Below are 14,707 nucleotides of genomic sequence, written 5' to 3'. Positions count from 1 at the left end.
CCGGCGGCGGGACTTCCCCCGCTCTCCGAGACCCCCATACCGCCGCCCTGCTTTGGAGGTTTCCCCATGTCCACACGTGTGTCCGCGGTGTCCAAGGCACTGGTCCTCGGCGCTGCCGCGATCCTGGTCGGTGCCGGTATGTCCCAAGGGATCCAGGCCGCCCAGGCCGCCCCGGCCAGCGCCGCACTGACCAACCTGGACCTTTCCGCCGGCAACCGCCGCGCACCCATCAACGGCGTCTACGACTGGTCGAAGGCCGGTTACCGGGGCGGCATGCCCCTGCCCGGCAACGGCGACATCAACCCCGCGGCCAAGTGCCAGATCACCCCAGCGGAACTGGCCGGCCAGTACAAGGTGACGCCGAACGACACCACCGACGACACCGCCGGTCTGCAGAAGGCCATCGACGACATCCGGTCAGGCTGCTCCCCGTCGGCCAGCTACACCAAGCTCAGCCTGATCGAACTGCCCGCGGGCCAGCTGATCGTGACCCACGAGCTGAAGACCGACGCCGACTACCTGATCATCCGCGGCCAGGGCATAGACGCGACCAAGATCGTGTACCGGCCGGACAAGAACACCCTGTACGACGCCATCACCCCGGACGGCTCGGACTGGGACGAGGACGGAATGCCTTACGGGCAGGGCAAAGGCGGCTGGCTGTGGCCCGGCCGCGGTCTGTTCCGGGTGCAGTCCCGTGAGGTGCACTCCAGCTACGCCAGCGACTACAAGTCCGCGCCGGCCAACCGCAAGGACATCTTCGAGGGCACCGTGAACGTGCACTGGAAGTCCGGCGTCAAGCTGGCCGCCAAGCCGGGTGACAAGGGCTTCGCCGCCCGCACCGGTGACAAGGTGGTCTACCTGGCCAGCGGCACGCTCACCGCGCTCAAACCGGGCGGCTACGTGAACATCCGCGCGGCCAACTCGCAGAAGTTCTACCAGCAGCAGCAGGCGACCGGCACCGAGTGGCCGATGCTGAACATGCACATGCGCCAGCAGATCTTCACCATCGTGTCGGTGGACACCGCCAAGCGCACGCTGACGCTGGACAAGCCGCTGGAGTACGACGTCCCGGTGAACTCCACTTCGGACGGTTCGCCCGCCATCGACGGCGCGGTGTACGACTCCAAGGCCGCGCCGCTGGTCGACCCCGTTGTCGGTGTGGGCTTCGAGAACTTCGGTTTCACCCAGGACATGCCGAACCTGGACAAGAACAAGGCGATCCACAACTACGGCAACATGGACCCGGCCGCAGAGATGCACGGGATCGTGTTCAAGTGGGCGGTCAACGACTGGGTGCGCGGCGTGAAGGCGGAGATGACCGGGTCGCACCCGATCGTCACCGAGGAGGCCAAGAACCTGCAGATCGTCAACAACTACCTGGACGGTTCCTGGAACAAGGGCAAGGGCGGCAACGGGTACTTCCGTGGCTCGCGCGTGTGGGACTCGCTGTACGCCGGCAACACCACCCGCAACCTGCGGCACTTCACGTTCCAGTGGTCGGCTTCGGGCAACGTGGCCATCGGCAACGACTTCGACTCGGACATGAACCTGCACGGCGGCTGGGAGCGCAACAACCTCTTCGAGCTCAACACCTCCAAGGTTCCGTGGGAGCACCGCTCGGCCAACTGCACGTCCAACTGCGGTGAGGAGGGCGGCGGCGGCCCCGACGACTCGAACTGGTTCCCGATCTGGTGGGCCGCGGGCAAGAAGGCCGTGAAGTGGTCCGGTTCGTCCGGCCCGGACAACGTGTTCTTCAACAACACCATGTCCAAGCAGCTGGTGCAGGGTGGCCCGTACGCCGACTACTACGCCGACCACAAGAAGATCTACCAGTTCGGCGTCGACGCCACCGGCGCGTTCCACCACCTCGACGTCGGCGGCACGCCGATCGCCGACTGGGCGCACAACGAGCAGCAGAACTACTCCGGCGGGCACGGTGTCCTGGACACCCGGACCGACAACGGGAAGTCGCTGTTCCTGAAGTCCGTGGCGAGCAAGTGATGAAACGCCAAGCGCTCATCGTTTCCGGTGTGCTGACGCTGATGCTCGCTGCGCTGCCGGCCACGGCCGCGGCTCCGGCGGACACCGTCAACGTCAGCACCGCCGCCCAGCTGCGGGCCGCGCTGGCCAAGGCGGCCCCCGGCCAGACGATCAAGCTGGCGGCCGGTACGTACCACGGTTCCTTCGTGGCGCAGAAGGCCGGCACGTCGGCCAAACCGATCACGTTGACCGGGCCCGCGAACGCGGTCCTGATCAACGACGGACCGGCCGGTGACCCTCCGGACTGCCCAGCGCCCACGTCCGGCTTCGACTCCGGTTACGGTCTCTGGCTGTACAACGCGCCCTACTGGAACCTCACCGGGTTCACCGTCGCGGAGTCCAAAAAGGGCATTGTCGCGGACAACTCGCAGCACACGGTGATCGACGGGGTGTACGTGCACCACGTCGACGAGGAGGGCGTGCACTTCCGGAAGTCCTCGGCGGACAGCATCATCCGCGACTCGAAGGTCACCGACACCGGCCTGGTGCAGAAGGGCTACGGCGAAGGTGTCTACATCGGATCCGCGGTCTCCAACTGGGGCTGCCACGGCAACTCCGGCGGGGTGGACAAGTCCGACCGGGTCCAGGTGCTGGGCAACACCATCGGCCCGAACGTGACCGCCGAGTCCCTGGACATCAAGGAGGGCACCCTCAACGGGGTCGTCCGCGGCAACACGTTCAACGGCAAGGGGATCACCGGCGAGCACTCGGCCGACTCCTGGGTGGACGTCAAGGGAACCGACTACACCATCGAGGACAACACCGGCACGTTCAGCAAACCGGGCACCCTGGCCAACGGGTACGAGACGCACAACATCAGCACCAGCCCCTCGTTCCCCAGCGGTTGTGGCACCAAGTGGCGTAACAACAAGTCCGACCTCGGCGGGGTCGGCCAATACGCCATCAACATCACCACCGTGTCGCAGTGCAAGAACAAGCCCAACGTGGTGTACGCATCGAACACCGTCACCAAGGCGAAGAAGGGCCTGACGAACGTCCCAGTCACGCCCTAGACCGCCGATCACCGGACGGCGCCTGGATCCGGCGGGGATCCAGGCGCCGTCCGCGCTTCACGGTAACGGAAAGAGCGTGCCGCAGAAGCGCAGGAAGACCTCGGCCCTTCTGGTCAGGCGACCACCCGCGGCCCAGCCGAGGACGACCGGCGTGGTGGGTACGGTGTCGCGGAGTGGGATTGACTTGAGCGGCAGGCCTTCCAGCGAGACGTTCGCTTGAGGTCGTTGCACAGCAAGGGAATAGCCGAGACCGCGGGCGACCATCGCGCGAGCCAGGTCGAAACTGCTGGCGCGGTGGGCAACGTGCATGGGCTGGCCTACGGCGTCGAACACCGCCTGGAAGTAGTGGGCGCTGGGTGGGACATCCAGCAGGATCAACGGTTCCCCGGCGAGGTCCTTGAGGGAGACGGCTTTTCGCTTGGCCAGGCGGTGCTTCGCGGAGAGCAGGACGCTCGGTTGCTGGTCGTACAGGATGGTCGTGTCGATACCCGGCACGATGTCCTGCTGGTACAGGAAGGCAAGCTCGCAGGTGCCGTCCAGCAGCCGCGCCTGCAGGTCGGGCAGGGTGCCCTCGATGAACTCGATCTCCACCTCGGGGTGCCCGGCGCGGAACCCGGCCATCGCGGGCGGCAGGTGCAGCGGGGCGATCGGGCTGTAGCAGCCGATCCGGAGCCTGCCCGCGAGGTCGCGGCCGAGCCGTTGGGCGCCGGTGCTCAGGTCGGCCACCGCGCCGAGGACGTGGCGAGCTTCGGCCACCACCTGTCGTCCCGCGTCGGTCAGCGAGGTGCCGCGGCGGGGTCCCCGGATCACCAGCCGGACGTCCAGCAGACGCTCCAGATCCGCCACCGCCAGCGAGATCGCCGACTGCGAAACATGGCACTGAGCTGCGGCCGCGGTCATCCCGCCGGTGTCCGCGACGGCCACCAGGTACTCGAGCTGCCGCAGTGAGACGGGCGGGAGACTCATGAGGTCAGTTTATGGGATTGCCGAGTTTTCCGAGCTGGACCGATGAGCGCGACCCGTGTCAGGGTCGGGACATGCCGCTACGCACTCACACGCACCCGTTCGTCCCGTACACACCGCCGCGGTTGCCCGATGGCTTGAGCCGGGGCAATGACATTTACCGGCACATGTCCGCGCGCCGGTCGGTGCGCTGGTTCTCGCCGGATCCCGTGCCGCTGGCGGCGATCGAGACCGCCGTGCGGGTCGCCAACACCGCGCCCAGCGGGGCCCACCATCAGCCGTGGACGTTCGTCGCCACCCAGGATCCCACGCTCAAGCGCCGGATCCGCGAGGCCGCCGAGGCCGAGGAGCGCCGGTTCTACCGCGACCGCAGCGCACCCGACTGGCATGCGGCCCTCGCGCGGCTGGAAACCGATGAGCACAAGGAGTTCCTGGAGACCGCGCCCTGGCTCGTGGTGGCCTTCGCGCAGAAGAGCACCCCGCAGCCGGATGGGTCGCTGCGCAAGAACTACTACGTGTCCGAGAGCATCGGGATCGCCTGCGGGTTCTTCATCGCCGCCCTGCACACCATGGGCCTGGCCACGCTCACCCACACCCCCAACCCGATGTCGTTCCTGGCCAAGCTGTTCGGCCGCCCGTCGAGCGAACGGCCGTACATTCTGTTCCCCGTCGGCTATCCGGCGGACGACTGCGAGGTTCCCCTCCTCGATCGCAAGCCCTTGTCCGAGGCCCTGATCGTGGTCTGAAACTGTCCTATGGACGCATGACCGCCTGGCGGGTTGCTTTGTAACAAGATTTCCCCGAACCGGCGAACCCCTTGCCACGCAAGGCGTCTCCCAGGGTGCAGGAGTTCACAGGGGAGGTTCGGGGAATGCGTACGAAGATCGCTGCTCTGCTCGTGTCGGTCGGTCTGCTCTCCGCGTGTGGCGCGGTCCAGACCACGGGGGTGCCCGTCGGTCCCGCCACCGTGACGGTGACCGTTCCGCCGCCACCGCAGGACGACGCGACCCCGGTGCGTTCCTCGCCGACGACCACGCCGAAGACCGCGCCTGCCACCCACGCCGAGGTGATTGGGCACACGACTCCCGCGCCGGGCAAGCACATCGCCCTGAGCTTCGACGACGGCCCGGACCCCACCTGGACTCCCCAGGTGCTCGATCTGCTGGCGCAGTACCACGTCAAGGCCACGTTCTGTCTCGTCGGCAGGAACGCCAAGGCCTACCCGGCACTGGTCCGCAAGATCGTCGCCGGTGGGCACGCCCTGTGCGACCACTCGATGACGCACGACGAGCACCTGCCGAACCGGGACGCTTCGGTGCGGCACAAGGAGATCGAGGGTGGCCTGCAGGCGATCCTGGCCGCGGCACCGGACGCCAGCGTGCCGTACTTCCGCGCCCCAGCGGGCGCGTTCGGCAAGGCCGCCGAGCCCGACTCGGTGCAGCGGATCGCCGCGAGCCTCGGCATGCAGTGCCTGGCCTGGTCCATCGACACGCTGGACTGGACCAAGCCCGGCACCGACGCCATCCTCACCGCGATCAAGCGGGCGGGCGACCACGACGTGGTGCTGTTGCACGACGCGGGCGGCGACCGTTCGCAAACCGTCGCCGCCCTGAGGTCGGCGCTGCCGTGGCTGGCGGCCCAGGGCTACCAGTTCGACCTCCCGGCGTAAGTGGCTTGTCCCGGTTCGCCGCTCTTCCAGCGACCTCTCGGGACGAGCCAGGTGTCACTCGAACTCGTGGATCTCGCGGATCTCCACCTCGACGCGGTCGAACATCGCCGCGTACTGCTCCGCGAGAGCCACGGCCTCGGCCCGGTCCTTGGCGTTGATCAGCGCGAACCCGCCGATCACCTCGCCGCCGAACGGCCCGTCGGCCGACGTGACGCCGTCCTCCGTCTTGCGCACCCGCGCCCCGCGCTCTGAGGTGTGCACGCCCTCCGCGGTGATCAGGATCCCCCTGCCGACCCAGTCCTGGATCATCCCGCCCATCCGCTCCACGAACTCGGGGCTGGGGTTCCACGCCTCGGCGGCGCTCTCGGGCAACCGGTGCATCATCAAGAACCGCATGACCGTCTCCACTTCCGTCCCGGACCAGCCACTCTGACCGGCCGACACCCCCACGTCGATCGGCCACCCACACCACTCGACATTTCCGCCAAAGAAAATCGGGGTGACTCGTACGGCGGATCGGCGGCGAGGCGCGCAGGCTTGGGGTGACGAGGCAGATGGCGATGGTCGAGGAGCTGTCATGAGCGTGCACCGGACCGTGATCCCGGCCCTGATCCTGGCCGGGCTGGTGATCCCGCCGCTGCTGCTGAACCTGCCCGCCGACATCGCGATCCACTGGGGACTCGACGGCCACCCGAACTCGCACGCGCCGTGGGGGCTGGTCACGACGGCGCTGGCAGTCGGCTGGATCGTGGCGTGGGCGGCGCTCACGGCGAGCCACGGGCGCGACAGCACCGCCTCGATCTACGCGCTCGGTGGCCTGCTCGTGGCCGGGAACACGGCCGGGCTGATCGTGAACGCCGGAAAGCGCGGCTGGCAGGAGGCGAACCTGCCCACCGCCTGGATCACCATCCCGGCCGTGCTCGTCATCGGCCTGATCGCCGCCCTCATCGGCGCCTGGCTGGCAGGTCCCGGACCCGCGCCGAACCCCGGCCCGTCGGTCTGGACAGGGCGGGCGCACAACCGGTGGATGCTGGTCATCCCGCCGATCGCCGTGCTGGTCGCGTTGTTCGTCACCGGAAGCCCGCTGGCGACGGTCGTGATTCTGACGGTCGGGGTGGTGATCGCGTTCGCCACCGTCGAAGTGGTCGTGGGCCCGGCGGCCGTTGTCGTCCAGATCGGACTGTTGAAGTGGCCGCGCCGGATCATCCCGCTCGCCGAGATCGAGGAGGCCCACGTCATCACCGTGGCCCCATTGGCGTACGGCGGCTGGGGCTGGCGGCGCCGGCCGGGCCGCACGGCGGTGGTGATCCGCCGCGGCCCGGCCCTGGAACTGCTGCTGCGCAACGACAAACGCTTCATCGTGACCGTCGACGACCCCGAGCAGGCCGCCGGGCTCATCAACGACTACGCGAAAGCCCGCTAGTGACCCAGGACGTACATCTCGCCGTTGTTCTGCGCATAGACCCGGCCACGGGAGTCGAGTGACAGCGGGGTGTACGCCGATGCCACGGTCTTGGACAGGAACACGCGCTGCCGCAACTTGCCCTGTTTGTCGATGACGTAAAGGTTCCCGTCCTCGGACAGGCCGAAGATGGTGCCGTCACGGTCGATCACCGGGGCGGCGACGCACCACTCGAACCCGTTGGGGTGCTGGCCGTCGTCGGTGCACGTGATCGAGCCGTCCGGGTCGCGTTGGCAGGTCTTGGTCTCGGTGTTGGTGAACGACCATTCCTTCTTGAGGTCGGCGTTCAGCAGCGTCAGGCCGAACGGGCCGCCAGTCAGGTAGTGGTTGTCCTTGATGAGCAACGAATACGTGCCGTCGTGCCGGAGCACGCCGGGCGTGATGTCCCAGCCGAAGTCGTAGCTGGCCAGGTAGCGGCCCCGGTTGTCGAACTTCAGCAGGTGCCCGCGGAAGCCGTTGTACGAGGTGCGGGCGCCGTAGACGATGTTGCCGTCGGGCAGGATCACTGGCGCCGCCGAGCCCTGTTCGAGCACCGAGGCGACCGGCGCCAGGTTCGTGTTCGGGTCGACGCCCAAAGCAGCTCCCGGCCGACAGTCGTAGAACCCGGTGCCGTACGGCACAAGGACTCCGCAGCCGTCGTTCAACGGGAGACGCAACGAGCTGGCCCACTTCAGGGTCAAGTCGGGGTTGAACGCGACGAGGTAGCTGTAGTTCTCCGTACTCGGCCCGGTGGGGCGCGACAGGGTGACGATCGTGCCGTCCGGGCCGACCGCCGGGGCGGCGTTCATCGCGGCGCGCTGGGGCCCGCACCTCGTCTGCCGCGGCAGGGTCGGCGAGCCGTCGGGTTGCGGCGGTGGTGGGTACGGCCGTTCGGCGCCGGAGACCTGGAAGTTGGTGTAGCACAGGTCATTGGGGCTGGGCGCGCCGGGAATCAGGGAGCCGTAGGCGACTTTGCTGATCCGGTTGCGGTCGACGCGGACCAGCCAGCTGTCCTCGCCCTTGATGACGTTGTAGAACAAGGTTCCGTGTGAGTCCAGAGTGAGGCTGCCCGCGACGAACGCGTCGGGGTCGACAGTCGTGCCCAGCGGGTTGATCCGGCGCAGCACCCGTCCGTCGCGTTTGGACAGCTGGAACACCGTGCCACCCGCGCCGGGCACGTAGATCGAGTCGCCGGTCATCGCGGACTGGACCATGGCTTCGAAGAACCGCTGGGTGGGCTTCCAGTCGGTGGTGAACGTCCACTGTGGAGCGAGCTGGCCGTGCCGCCAGCGCAGCGCCTGGACCGACCACGTCATCCGGTTGAGGTTCGCCGGGTCCAGCCCGCACGGCGCGGGTTCGCCGGAGCCGGGCGGGTCACAGCTGACGAACGAGCCGCCTTTCTTGAGCGCGAACACGTTCCCGTCGTTGTCGACCAGCGGCACCGGGTAGTGCACGGGAATGCCGCCGCCCTCGGTGTCCTCCTGTTCCGCGAACGGATCCACCACGATGCGGGCCAGCAGCCGCAGGTCCCGCTGGGCACGGACACAAGCCACACCGTTGTGAGCGGCACTCTGACCCCATTGGGTCCAGTCACAGTCCCGGCCACGGTCGTCCGCGACCGCGGAAGTCGTTGGCAGGACCATGAGCAGAGCACCGGCAGCAGCGAGCAGCGCGCGCAGTCGCATGGCGTTGATCCTCCCCAGGAGCCAAGTCGGGCCCGGCCATCCCAGTAGAGCACCGGCCCTCTTGATCGCCGGTCTCGATCGGGTCACGGGTAACAGCGGTCACATAGGAACTCGACAGCAGCGGCACAGCAACGCCCCAGCTTGGCGGATCACGCTGATGTCATGACCGTGATCGCGCCGCCGGCCCCGGCTCCCGCCGCCGCCCCCAGCGGCGCGCTCACGCGGCAGTTCGCCCGGTTCCTCGCCGTCGGCGTGCTGAACACGGTTTTGTTCCTTGGCATTTATCTGACATTCCGGATTGTGGCCTCAGCCACAATCGCCAATGCGCTGTCGACAATCCTGACAACGGTGGCCGGAACTCGGCTCAACGGTAAGATGACGTTCGGCATCAGCGGCCATATCAGACTCAGCCACCATGTCAAGAGTTTCGCGGTCACCGGACTCGGAATCGCCATCACCTCTGGCGCTATTACCACAATCGCTGTGGGACAGGGTGAGCTGAGTGAGCTCACTGTGCTGGTCCTGGCAAGTATGGTGGCGGGGGCAGTACGGTTTGTTCTGTTGCGGTACTGGGTTTTCGCCGAGGCCCATCAGTCCCGGTGATGCCCCGGGGGCGTTCCGGGAACGAATTCGTGGGCGAAAGCGTACGTCGGGCGGGGGAGTCAACCATTTGGGCGTCTCGTACGTACAGAAGAACGTGAGTGCCAAAACGGGGAAACGCTCGCGCCTGCGGTTCTGGGCGTTGACAGCCGCTGTCGTCGTGGGAGCAGGCGGCGCGTGTGCGTACGTCGTGACCCGCGACCAGAAGGCCGCCGCGCAGGCCAGCGAGGCCCCCGCGCCCAGGGAGAGCGCGCTCGCCAACAGCGCCAACCACGGCGTTGTCACCACCCCTGCGGCGCCCGCCTCGCCCAGCACCAAGGCGGCGCCCAGCTCGGTCCTGCCGTTCAACGCGAAGCTCTCGTCCAAGGACATCCCGGTCGCGGGCGGCGGGGTGCGCACCGGCGGGTGCAGCGGTTCACTCGTGGCGCCCGACTGGGTCGTCAGCGCCGGGCACTGCTTCCACGACCTGAACAACAACCGGGTCGAGGGCGCTCCCCCGTACCACGTGACCGTGGCGATCGGGAAGCTCAAGGACAGCGACGCCGGCGGCTACGTGGCCAACGTCGTGGACGTCAAGCAGTCCCCGATCAACGACTTAGCCCTGGTCAGGCTGGACACCGCGATCACCGACATCACCCCGCTGAAGGTCTCGGCCCGCAAACCGGCCGTCGGCCAGAAGCTGCAGTTCGCCGGGTGGGGCTCGTTGTCCGCGAAGGTCATCGTCCAGTCCGACCACCTCAAGCGGGGCCAGTTCAGGGTCGCCAAGGTCACCTCGACGGTGCTCGAGGCCGAGTCGCTCGTGCCGCGCACGGTGGAGAACAGCCCGTGCCCCGACGACTCCGGCGGCCCCTTCTTCACCACCGACGACGACCGCACCGGCACCCTGGTGGCCATCGTGAACGACGGCCCGTCCTGCCCGCAGCCCGGGCGCGAGACCATCGCCCGCGTCGACGTCGTCGCATCCTGGATCGCGCAGCAGACCGGCATCAAGTCCTAGTGTTCGCGCACCAGCGCCGCTAGCAGGCGGGTCAGCTGCTCGCGGTCCTGGCTGGTCAACGGCGCGAGCACGTCGTCCTGGACCTCGGTGAGCAGCCTGTCGAGCTGGCCCAGGTGATGGCGGCCCGCGGCGGTCATGCTGACGACATTGCGCCGGCGGTCGGCCGGGTCGGGTGAGCGTTCGACGAACCGCCGTTCGGTCAGCTCGTTGATCACCGCGACCAGGTCGCTGCGGTAGATCCGGGTCCGGTCGCTCAGCTCTGCCTGACTGGCCGAGCCGAACTCGTCCAGCGTGGCGAGCACGGCGTAGTGCCACTTGCGCGCGCCCACCCCGCCGAGCGCCTCGTTCACCCGCCGGTCGGCGTAGGTCGCGGCCAGGGACAGCAACCGGGTGGGCAGGGTACGCAGCCGCCTTGCCTCTGACGTGCTCTCGCTCACGCTGGGATCCTACCTCTTGCGTTAGTCACACTAACGACCTACGTTGTTAGTGACACTAACGATTGGAGTTGGCCATGCCTTCGGTTCCGGTTCTGGACTCGACGATGTACTACGAGGAGATCGGCGATGGCACGCCCGTGGTGTTCCTGCACGGAAACCCCGGTTCGTCGCACCTGTGGCGGAAGGTTCTCGCCGCCATGAATATGCCCGCCCGGCTGCTCGCGCCCGACTTGATCGGCATGGGCCGGTCCGGCAAGCCCGATATCCCCTACCGGTTCGCCGACCACGCCCGCTACCTCGACGCGTGGCTCGACGACCTCGGTCCGGTGGTGCTCGTCGGGCACGACTGGGGCGGGGCGCTCGCGTTCGACTGGGCGGCCCGGCACCCGGACCGGGTCCGCGGAGTGGCGTTCCTCGAGACCATCGTGCGGCCGATGTCCTGGGCCGAACTGGGCGACGCGCCCCGCGCCCGCGCCGAGGCCATGCGAGGGCCCGAGGGCGAACGACTCGTGCAGAACTTCGTCGAGTCGGCGTTCACCGGCGGCGTGCTGAACCCGGTGACCGCCGAGGACATGGCCGCCTACCTGGCGCCCTACCCGACGCCGGAGAGCCGCCGACCTGTGCTGGAGTGGGCGCGGTCGCTGCCGCTCGACGGTTCACCGGCCGATGTCGCCACGCGCGTCGAGGAGTACGGGAAGTGGCTGGCTACCAGCGTCGACGTGCCCAAACTCCTGCTGACCTTCGACTCCTCACCGACCCTGTTGATCGGCCCGGACATGGCCGCGTGGTGCCAGCAGAACATCGCCGCCCTGGAGACCCAGCACTGCGGCCCCGCCGGTCACCACGCCCCTGAAGACCAGCCCGAAGCCATCGCCAAAGCCCTCACCACCTGGGCCGCTCCGCTCGGGAATGGTTTCGGTCGTTAGAACCACTTACGAGGGGTTCAGCGCTTTGCCTTCTTCTCGCGCTGGCGTTCGGCCTCGCGGCGGACCTCGGCCTGGATGTCGCGTTCGCGCTGCAGCCAGTCCGGGTGCTCCGCCTTGATCGCCTGGATCTCGTCGGTGGTCAGCGCTTCGGTGAGGCCGGCGCGGGTCAGGCCGCCGATCGAGATGCCGAGGCGGGCGGCGACCACCTGGCGCGGGTGCGGGCCGTTGCGGCGCAGCTCGCGCAGCCACTCCGGCGGGTTGGCCTGCAGGGCGTTCAGCTCGTCGCGGGACACGACCCCCTCCTGGAACTCCGCGGGGGTGGCTTGCAGGTAGACGCCCAGTTTCTTGGCCGCGGTGGCGGGCTTCATGGTCTGCGAGGTCTTGTGCGACGTCATGGGCCAAGGGTAGCGAGCCGGTACGCCCGGTAGTCTGGCCTGGTGACAGGCTCGTTCCGGCTCGGCTACGTCCCGGGCGCGACGCCCGGCAAATGGGCGCGGATCTGGGGCGAACGAGAGCCGGACGTGCCGTTGGACCTGGTCACCGTGTCCGCCGCCGAGGCTGCGGACCTGGTGCGCGAGGGTGGGGTCGACGCGGCGCTGCTGCGGCTGCCGATCGACCGCACCGGCCTGCACGCCATCCCGCTCTACACCGAGACGTCGGTGGTCGTAATCCCCAAGGACCACGTCATCGCGGCTGCCGACGAAGTGTCCACGGAGGACCTCGCCGACGAGATCGTCCTGCATCCCCAGGACGACACCCTCGACTGGGAGACGCTGCCCGGCAAGCCCGCCCTCGAACGCCCGGCCACCACTGCCGACGCGATCGAACTGGTGGCGGCCGGGATCGGCGTTCTCGTCGTCCCCCAGTCCCTCGCGCGGCTGCACCACCGCCGCGACCTGATCTACCGGCCGGTCACGGACGCGCCGGAGTCCCGGGTCGCGCTGTCCTGGCTGGACCACGAGACGACCGACCTGATGGAACAGTTCATCGGCATCGTCCGCGGCCGGACCGTGAACAGCACCCGCGGCCGTCAACAGCAACAGCAGCCAAAGCAAGCCCCGCAACCGAAACGCCGCAGCGCCCCGCCGCGAAGCAAGCCACGCCGCGGTCGTCGTTAGGCGGCGTAGTTCCGCAGGACGCGCAGAGCCGTCTCGGCGTGGCTGTCGGTGGTGGTGAGACCCGAGGCCTCAGGGCTGAGGCGTTGGGCGCCGACGCGGCAGAAAGCGCCGAGCGAACCCCGGATCACCGAGTCGGTGTCGTCCGGGCCGAACGTCCAAGTCTCGTCGGCGGGACCGGTGAGTTCGGCGCGGATCGGCGCCGGTGGTTCGCCCACCAGGCCGAAGGCGTACGGCAGGGTCCGGTGCGCGAGGCGGGCGATGTGGCGCAGCCGCGCGGTATCCGGGTACGGGATGGCCAGCGGTTCGGTGATGTCCAAGGCGTGCGCCCAATGTTCGGCGAGGCGCGTGGTCGCATGCGTCGCCGGGCGCAACGGTGCGGAAGCCCACGCCGACGTCCGGTTCGGGTCGGCGGCGCGCAGGGCGGCGACCGACTGCTTGCGCGCGGCCTGCCAACGGGGATAGACGACCTCGGGTCCGCTGCGTTCGGCGGCGACCCACTGGTCCATCGCCTCGTCCACGCTGACCGGGCCGCGGTCCAGGCTGAACGTGCTGGGCGCGCCGGTCAGCGTGGTGACGACCATCTCCTCGGTCTGCGCCAGGTGCAACAGCACGTCGACCGCCGTCCACCCCGCCGCCAGCGACGGCGTCGCCCATTCGGCGGCGGACAGGCCCGAGAAGATGTCGTCCAGCCGGTCGTACTCGGCCTCAAGATCGTCGAAGATCTCCACCCGTGCACGTTACCGCTTCCACCACACGGTCCAGCCGCAGCGGCAAACTCCGGTGCCGACGGCCGGTGGCGGTGATCGCCCACGTCCACGAAGTCGTTCCCCGCGAACCACCCCGCGCCCCAGATCGCTGTCCGAGATCCGGAACCGTTCGGGATCAACCCCAAGGCGTCGGCCGCGATCGCGGTCAACGCGGGTCGCGCACCCGTTTGCCTAATCCTGAATCGCCTTGCGGTAGGCGCTGGGCGTGCTGCCGACCTCACGGCGGAACACCGTGCGAAAGTTCGTAGCCGTACCGAAACCAGTGGCCGCGGCGATCCGCTCGATCGACCAGTCGGAGCGTTCCAGCAGGCGGCGGGCGCTGAGGATGCGCTGCAGCACGACCCAGCGCATCGGCGGCATGCCGGTCTCGTTCTCGAAGTGCCGGATGAACGTGCGGCGCGGCAGGTTGCTGTGCATGGCCATGCGCTGCACGGTGATCGGCTCGCCGATGTTCTCCATCACCCACGCCCTCGTGGCCGCAAGGGTTGCGCGGGGCGGCGTTAGCACGTCAACGTACTGCAGTTGATCACCCGTACGGGCCGGCGCGGCAACGACACCCTTGCCCGCGTCGTGCGCGGCCGCTTCGCCGAAATCCGACCTGATCATGTGCAGGCACGCGTCGATCCCCGCACCGGCCCCGGCCGAGGTGAGAATCTTGCCGTCCTCCACGAAAAGCCGGTTCTCCAGGACGAGCACCTTCGGGTACAGCTCCCGCAACTGGGCCACATACTGCCAATGCGTGGTCGCGGACCGTCCATTCAGGACACCGCTGGCGGCGAGCCCGAACGTCCCGGTGCAGATGCCCACGATCCGGGCGCCCCGGTCCGCGCTCTGCCGGATCACGTCCAGATCGGTGGCCGGCAGCGGCTTTTCCGGTTCCTCGAAGCCGGGAACGACCACGATGTCCGCTTGTGTGGGGTCGTCGGACAGGCGATATCCCTCGCACCCGCCGAGGATGTGCGCCGGGATGCTGTAGTCGAGGGCGATCACCCGCGGCACAACGAGGATCGCCACTGTGATCCGCTCGCCCATCTGGCACCATCCTTGT

Annotated in this window: 16 protein-coding genes; 9 read left to right on the top strand and 7 right to left on the bottom strand. The window is 68.4% G+C overall.

Features of this window, described 5'->3' with window-relative positions; all coding sequences use genetic code 11:
* The first annotated feature begins 66 nt into the window (after positions 1-66).
* Complete coding sequence (locus AB0J95_RS46565) at positions 67-2,004, top strand: hypothetical protein (protein ID WP_364772653.1); 1,938 nt, start codon at positions 67-69, stop codon at positions 2,002-2,004.
* Entirely contained in the window at positions 2,004-3,056 is a 1,053-nt protein-coding gene (locus AB0J95_RS46560) for a right-handed parallel beta-helix repeat-containing protein (RefSeq protein WP_364772651.1), read from the top strand. Before AB0J95_RS46565 ends, AB0J95_RS46560 begins: the two co-directional genes overlap by 1 nt.
* Positions 3,057-3,113: 57 nt before the next feature.
* Here AB0J95_RS46560 and AB0J95_RS46555 read toward each other — a convergent pair whose 3' ends face one another.
* A complete protein-coding gene (locus AB0J95_RS46555; RefSeq protein ID WP_364772650.1) occupies positions 3,114-4,022 on the bottom strand; it encodes a LysR family transcriptional regulator in 909 nt (302 codons plus the stop codon).
* Positions 4,023-4,093: 71 nt separating this feature from the next.
* Between AB0J95_RS46555 and AB0J95_RS46550 the strand changes: the two genes are divergently transcribed.
* Both AB0J95_RS46550 and AB0J95_RS46545 read left to right on the top strand, forming a co-directional pair.
* Positions 4,094-4,765: a nitroreductase family protein gene (locus AB0J95_RS46550; RefSeq protein WP_364772649.1), complete on the top strand. Its 672-nt coding sequence runs from the start codon at positions 4,094-4,096 to the stop codon at positions 4,763-4,765.
* A gap of 125 nt (positions 4,766-4,890) precedes the next feature.
* Positions 4,891-5,688 (top strand): polysaccharide deacetylase family protein, encoded by a 798-nt coding sequence (locus AB0J95_RS46545; protein ID WP_364772648.1) that lies wholly within the window; start codon positions 4,891-4,893, stop codon positions 5,686-5,688.
* Positions 5,689-5,742: 54 nt separating this feature from the next.
* On the opposite strand, the gene AB0J95_RS46540 is transcribed toward AB0J95_RS46545, so the two are convergent.
* Positions 5,743-6,084: a YciI family protein gene (locus AB0J95_RS46540; protein WP_364772647.1), complete on the bottom strand. Its 342-nt coding sequence runs from the start codon at positions 6,082-6,084 to the stop codon at positions 5,743-5,745.
* Positions 6,085-6,265: 181 nt separating this feature from the next.
* On the opposite strand from AB0J95_RS46540, the gene AB0J95_RS46535 reads away from it, so the two are divergent.
* On the top strand, positions 6,266-7,111 hold the full coding sequence (locus AB0J95_RS46535) for a hypothetical protein (RefSeq protein WP_364772645.1): 846 nt from the start codon (positions 6,266-6,268) through the stop codon (positions 7,109-7,111).
* Here AB0J95_RS46535 and AB0J95_RS46530 read toward each other — a convergent pair.
* A complete protein-coding gene (locus AB0J95_RS46530) occupies positions 7,108-8,814 on the bottom strand; it encodes a hypothetical protein (RefSeq protein ID WP_364772643.1) in 1,707 nt (568 codons plus the stop codon). The genes AB0J95_RS46535 and AB0J95_RS46530 overlap by 4 nt on opposite strands.
* 162 nt (positions 8,815-8,976) lie before the next feature.
* On the opposite strand from AB0J95_RS46530, the gene AB0J95_RS46525 reads away from it, so the two are divergent.
* Positions 8,977-9,417 carry a GtrA family protein gene (locus AB0J95_RS46525; protein WP_364772642.1) on the top strand — a complete coding sequence of 147 codons (441 nt, stop codon included), beginning with the start codon at positions 8,977-8,979 and terminating at the stop codon, positions 9,415-9,417.
* A 94-nt stretch (positions 9,418-9,511) separates the two neighbouring features.
* Positions 9,512-10,411, top strand: a complete 900-nt coding sequence (locus AB0J95_RS46520) for a trypsin-like serine protease (RefSeq protein ID WP_364772640.1) — start codon at positions 9,512-9,514, stop codon at positions 10,409-10,411.
* Here the strand turns inward: AB0J95_RS46520 and AB0J95_RS46515 are convergent.
* Positions 10,408-10,848: a MarR family transcriptional regulator gene (locus AB0J95_RS46515; protein WP_364772639.1), complete on the bottom strand. Its 441-nt coding sequence runs from the start codon at positions 10,846-10,848 to the stop codon at positions 10,408-10,410. The genes AB0J95_RS46520 and AB0J95_RS46515 overlap by 4 nt on opposite strands.
* Before the next feature lie 74 nt (positions 10,849-10,922).
* On the opposite strand from AB0J95_RS46515, the gene AB0J95_RS46510 reads away from it, so the two are divergent.
* Positions 10,923-11,774 (top strand): haloalkane dehalogenase, encoded by an 852-nt coding sequence (locus AB0J95_RS46510; RefSeq protein ID WP_364772638.1) that lies wholly within the window; start codon positions 10,923-10,925, stop codon positions 11,772-11,774.
* Between the two features lie 17 nt (positions 11,775-11,791).
* Here AB0J95_RS46510 and AB0J95_RS46505 read toward each other — a convergent pair whose 3' ends face one another.
* A complete protein-coding gene (locus AB0J95_RS46505) occupies positions 11,792-12,169 on the bottom strand; it encodes a DUF5997 family protein (RefSeq protein ID WP_364772637.1) in 378 nt (125 codons plus the stop codon).
* 42 nt (positions 12,170-12,211) lie between these two features.
* On the opposite strand from AB0J95_RS46505, the gene AB0J95_RS46500 reads away from it, so the two are divergent.
* Positions 12,212-12,892 (top strand): LysR family substrate-binding domain-containing protein, encoded by a 681-nt coding sequence (locus AB0J95_RS46500; RefSeq protein ID WP_364772635.1) that lies wholly within the window; start codon positions 12,212-12,214, stop codon positions 12,890-12,892.
* On the opposite strand, the gene AB0J95_RS46495 is transcribed toward AB0J95_RS46500, so the two are convergent.
* Together AB0J95_RS46495 and AB0J95_RS46490 are read right to left on the bottom strand one after the other, a co-directional pair.
* Positions 12,889-13,620: a maleylpyruvate isomerase family mycothiol-dependent enzyme gene (locus AB0J95_RS46495; RefSeq protein ID WP_364772633.1), complete on the bottom strand. Its 732-nt coding sequence runs from the start codon at positions 13,618-13,620 to the stop codon at positions 12,889-12,891. The genes AB0J95_RS46500 and AB0J95_RS46495 overlap by 4 nt on opposite strands.
* Positions 13,621-13,830: 210 nt before the next feature.
* Positions 13,831-14,691 carry a helix-turn-helix domain-containing protein gene (locus AB0J95_RS46490; protein ID WP_364772632.1) on the bottom strand — a complete coding sequence of 287 codons (861 nt, stop codon included), beginning with the start codon at positions 14,689-14,691 and terminating at the stop codon, positions 13,831-13,833.
* Between the last annotated feature and the right edge of the window lie 16 nt (positions 14,692-14,707).

The organism is Actinocrispum sp. NPDC049592, assembly GCF_040675465.1.
GTDB lineage: Bacteria > Actinomycetota > Actinomycetes > Mycobacteriales > Pseudonocardiaceae > Kibdelosporangium.
This window is presented reverse-complemented; position numbering and strand designations above follow the sequence as displayed.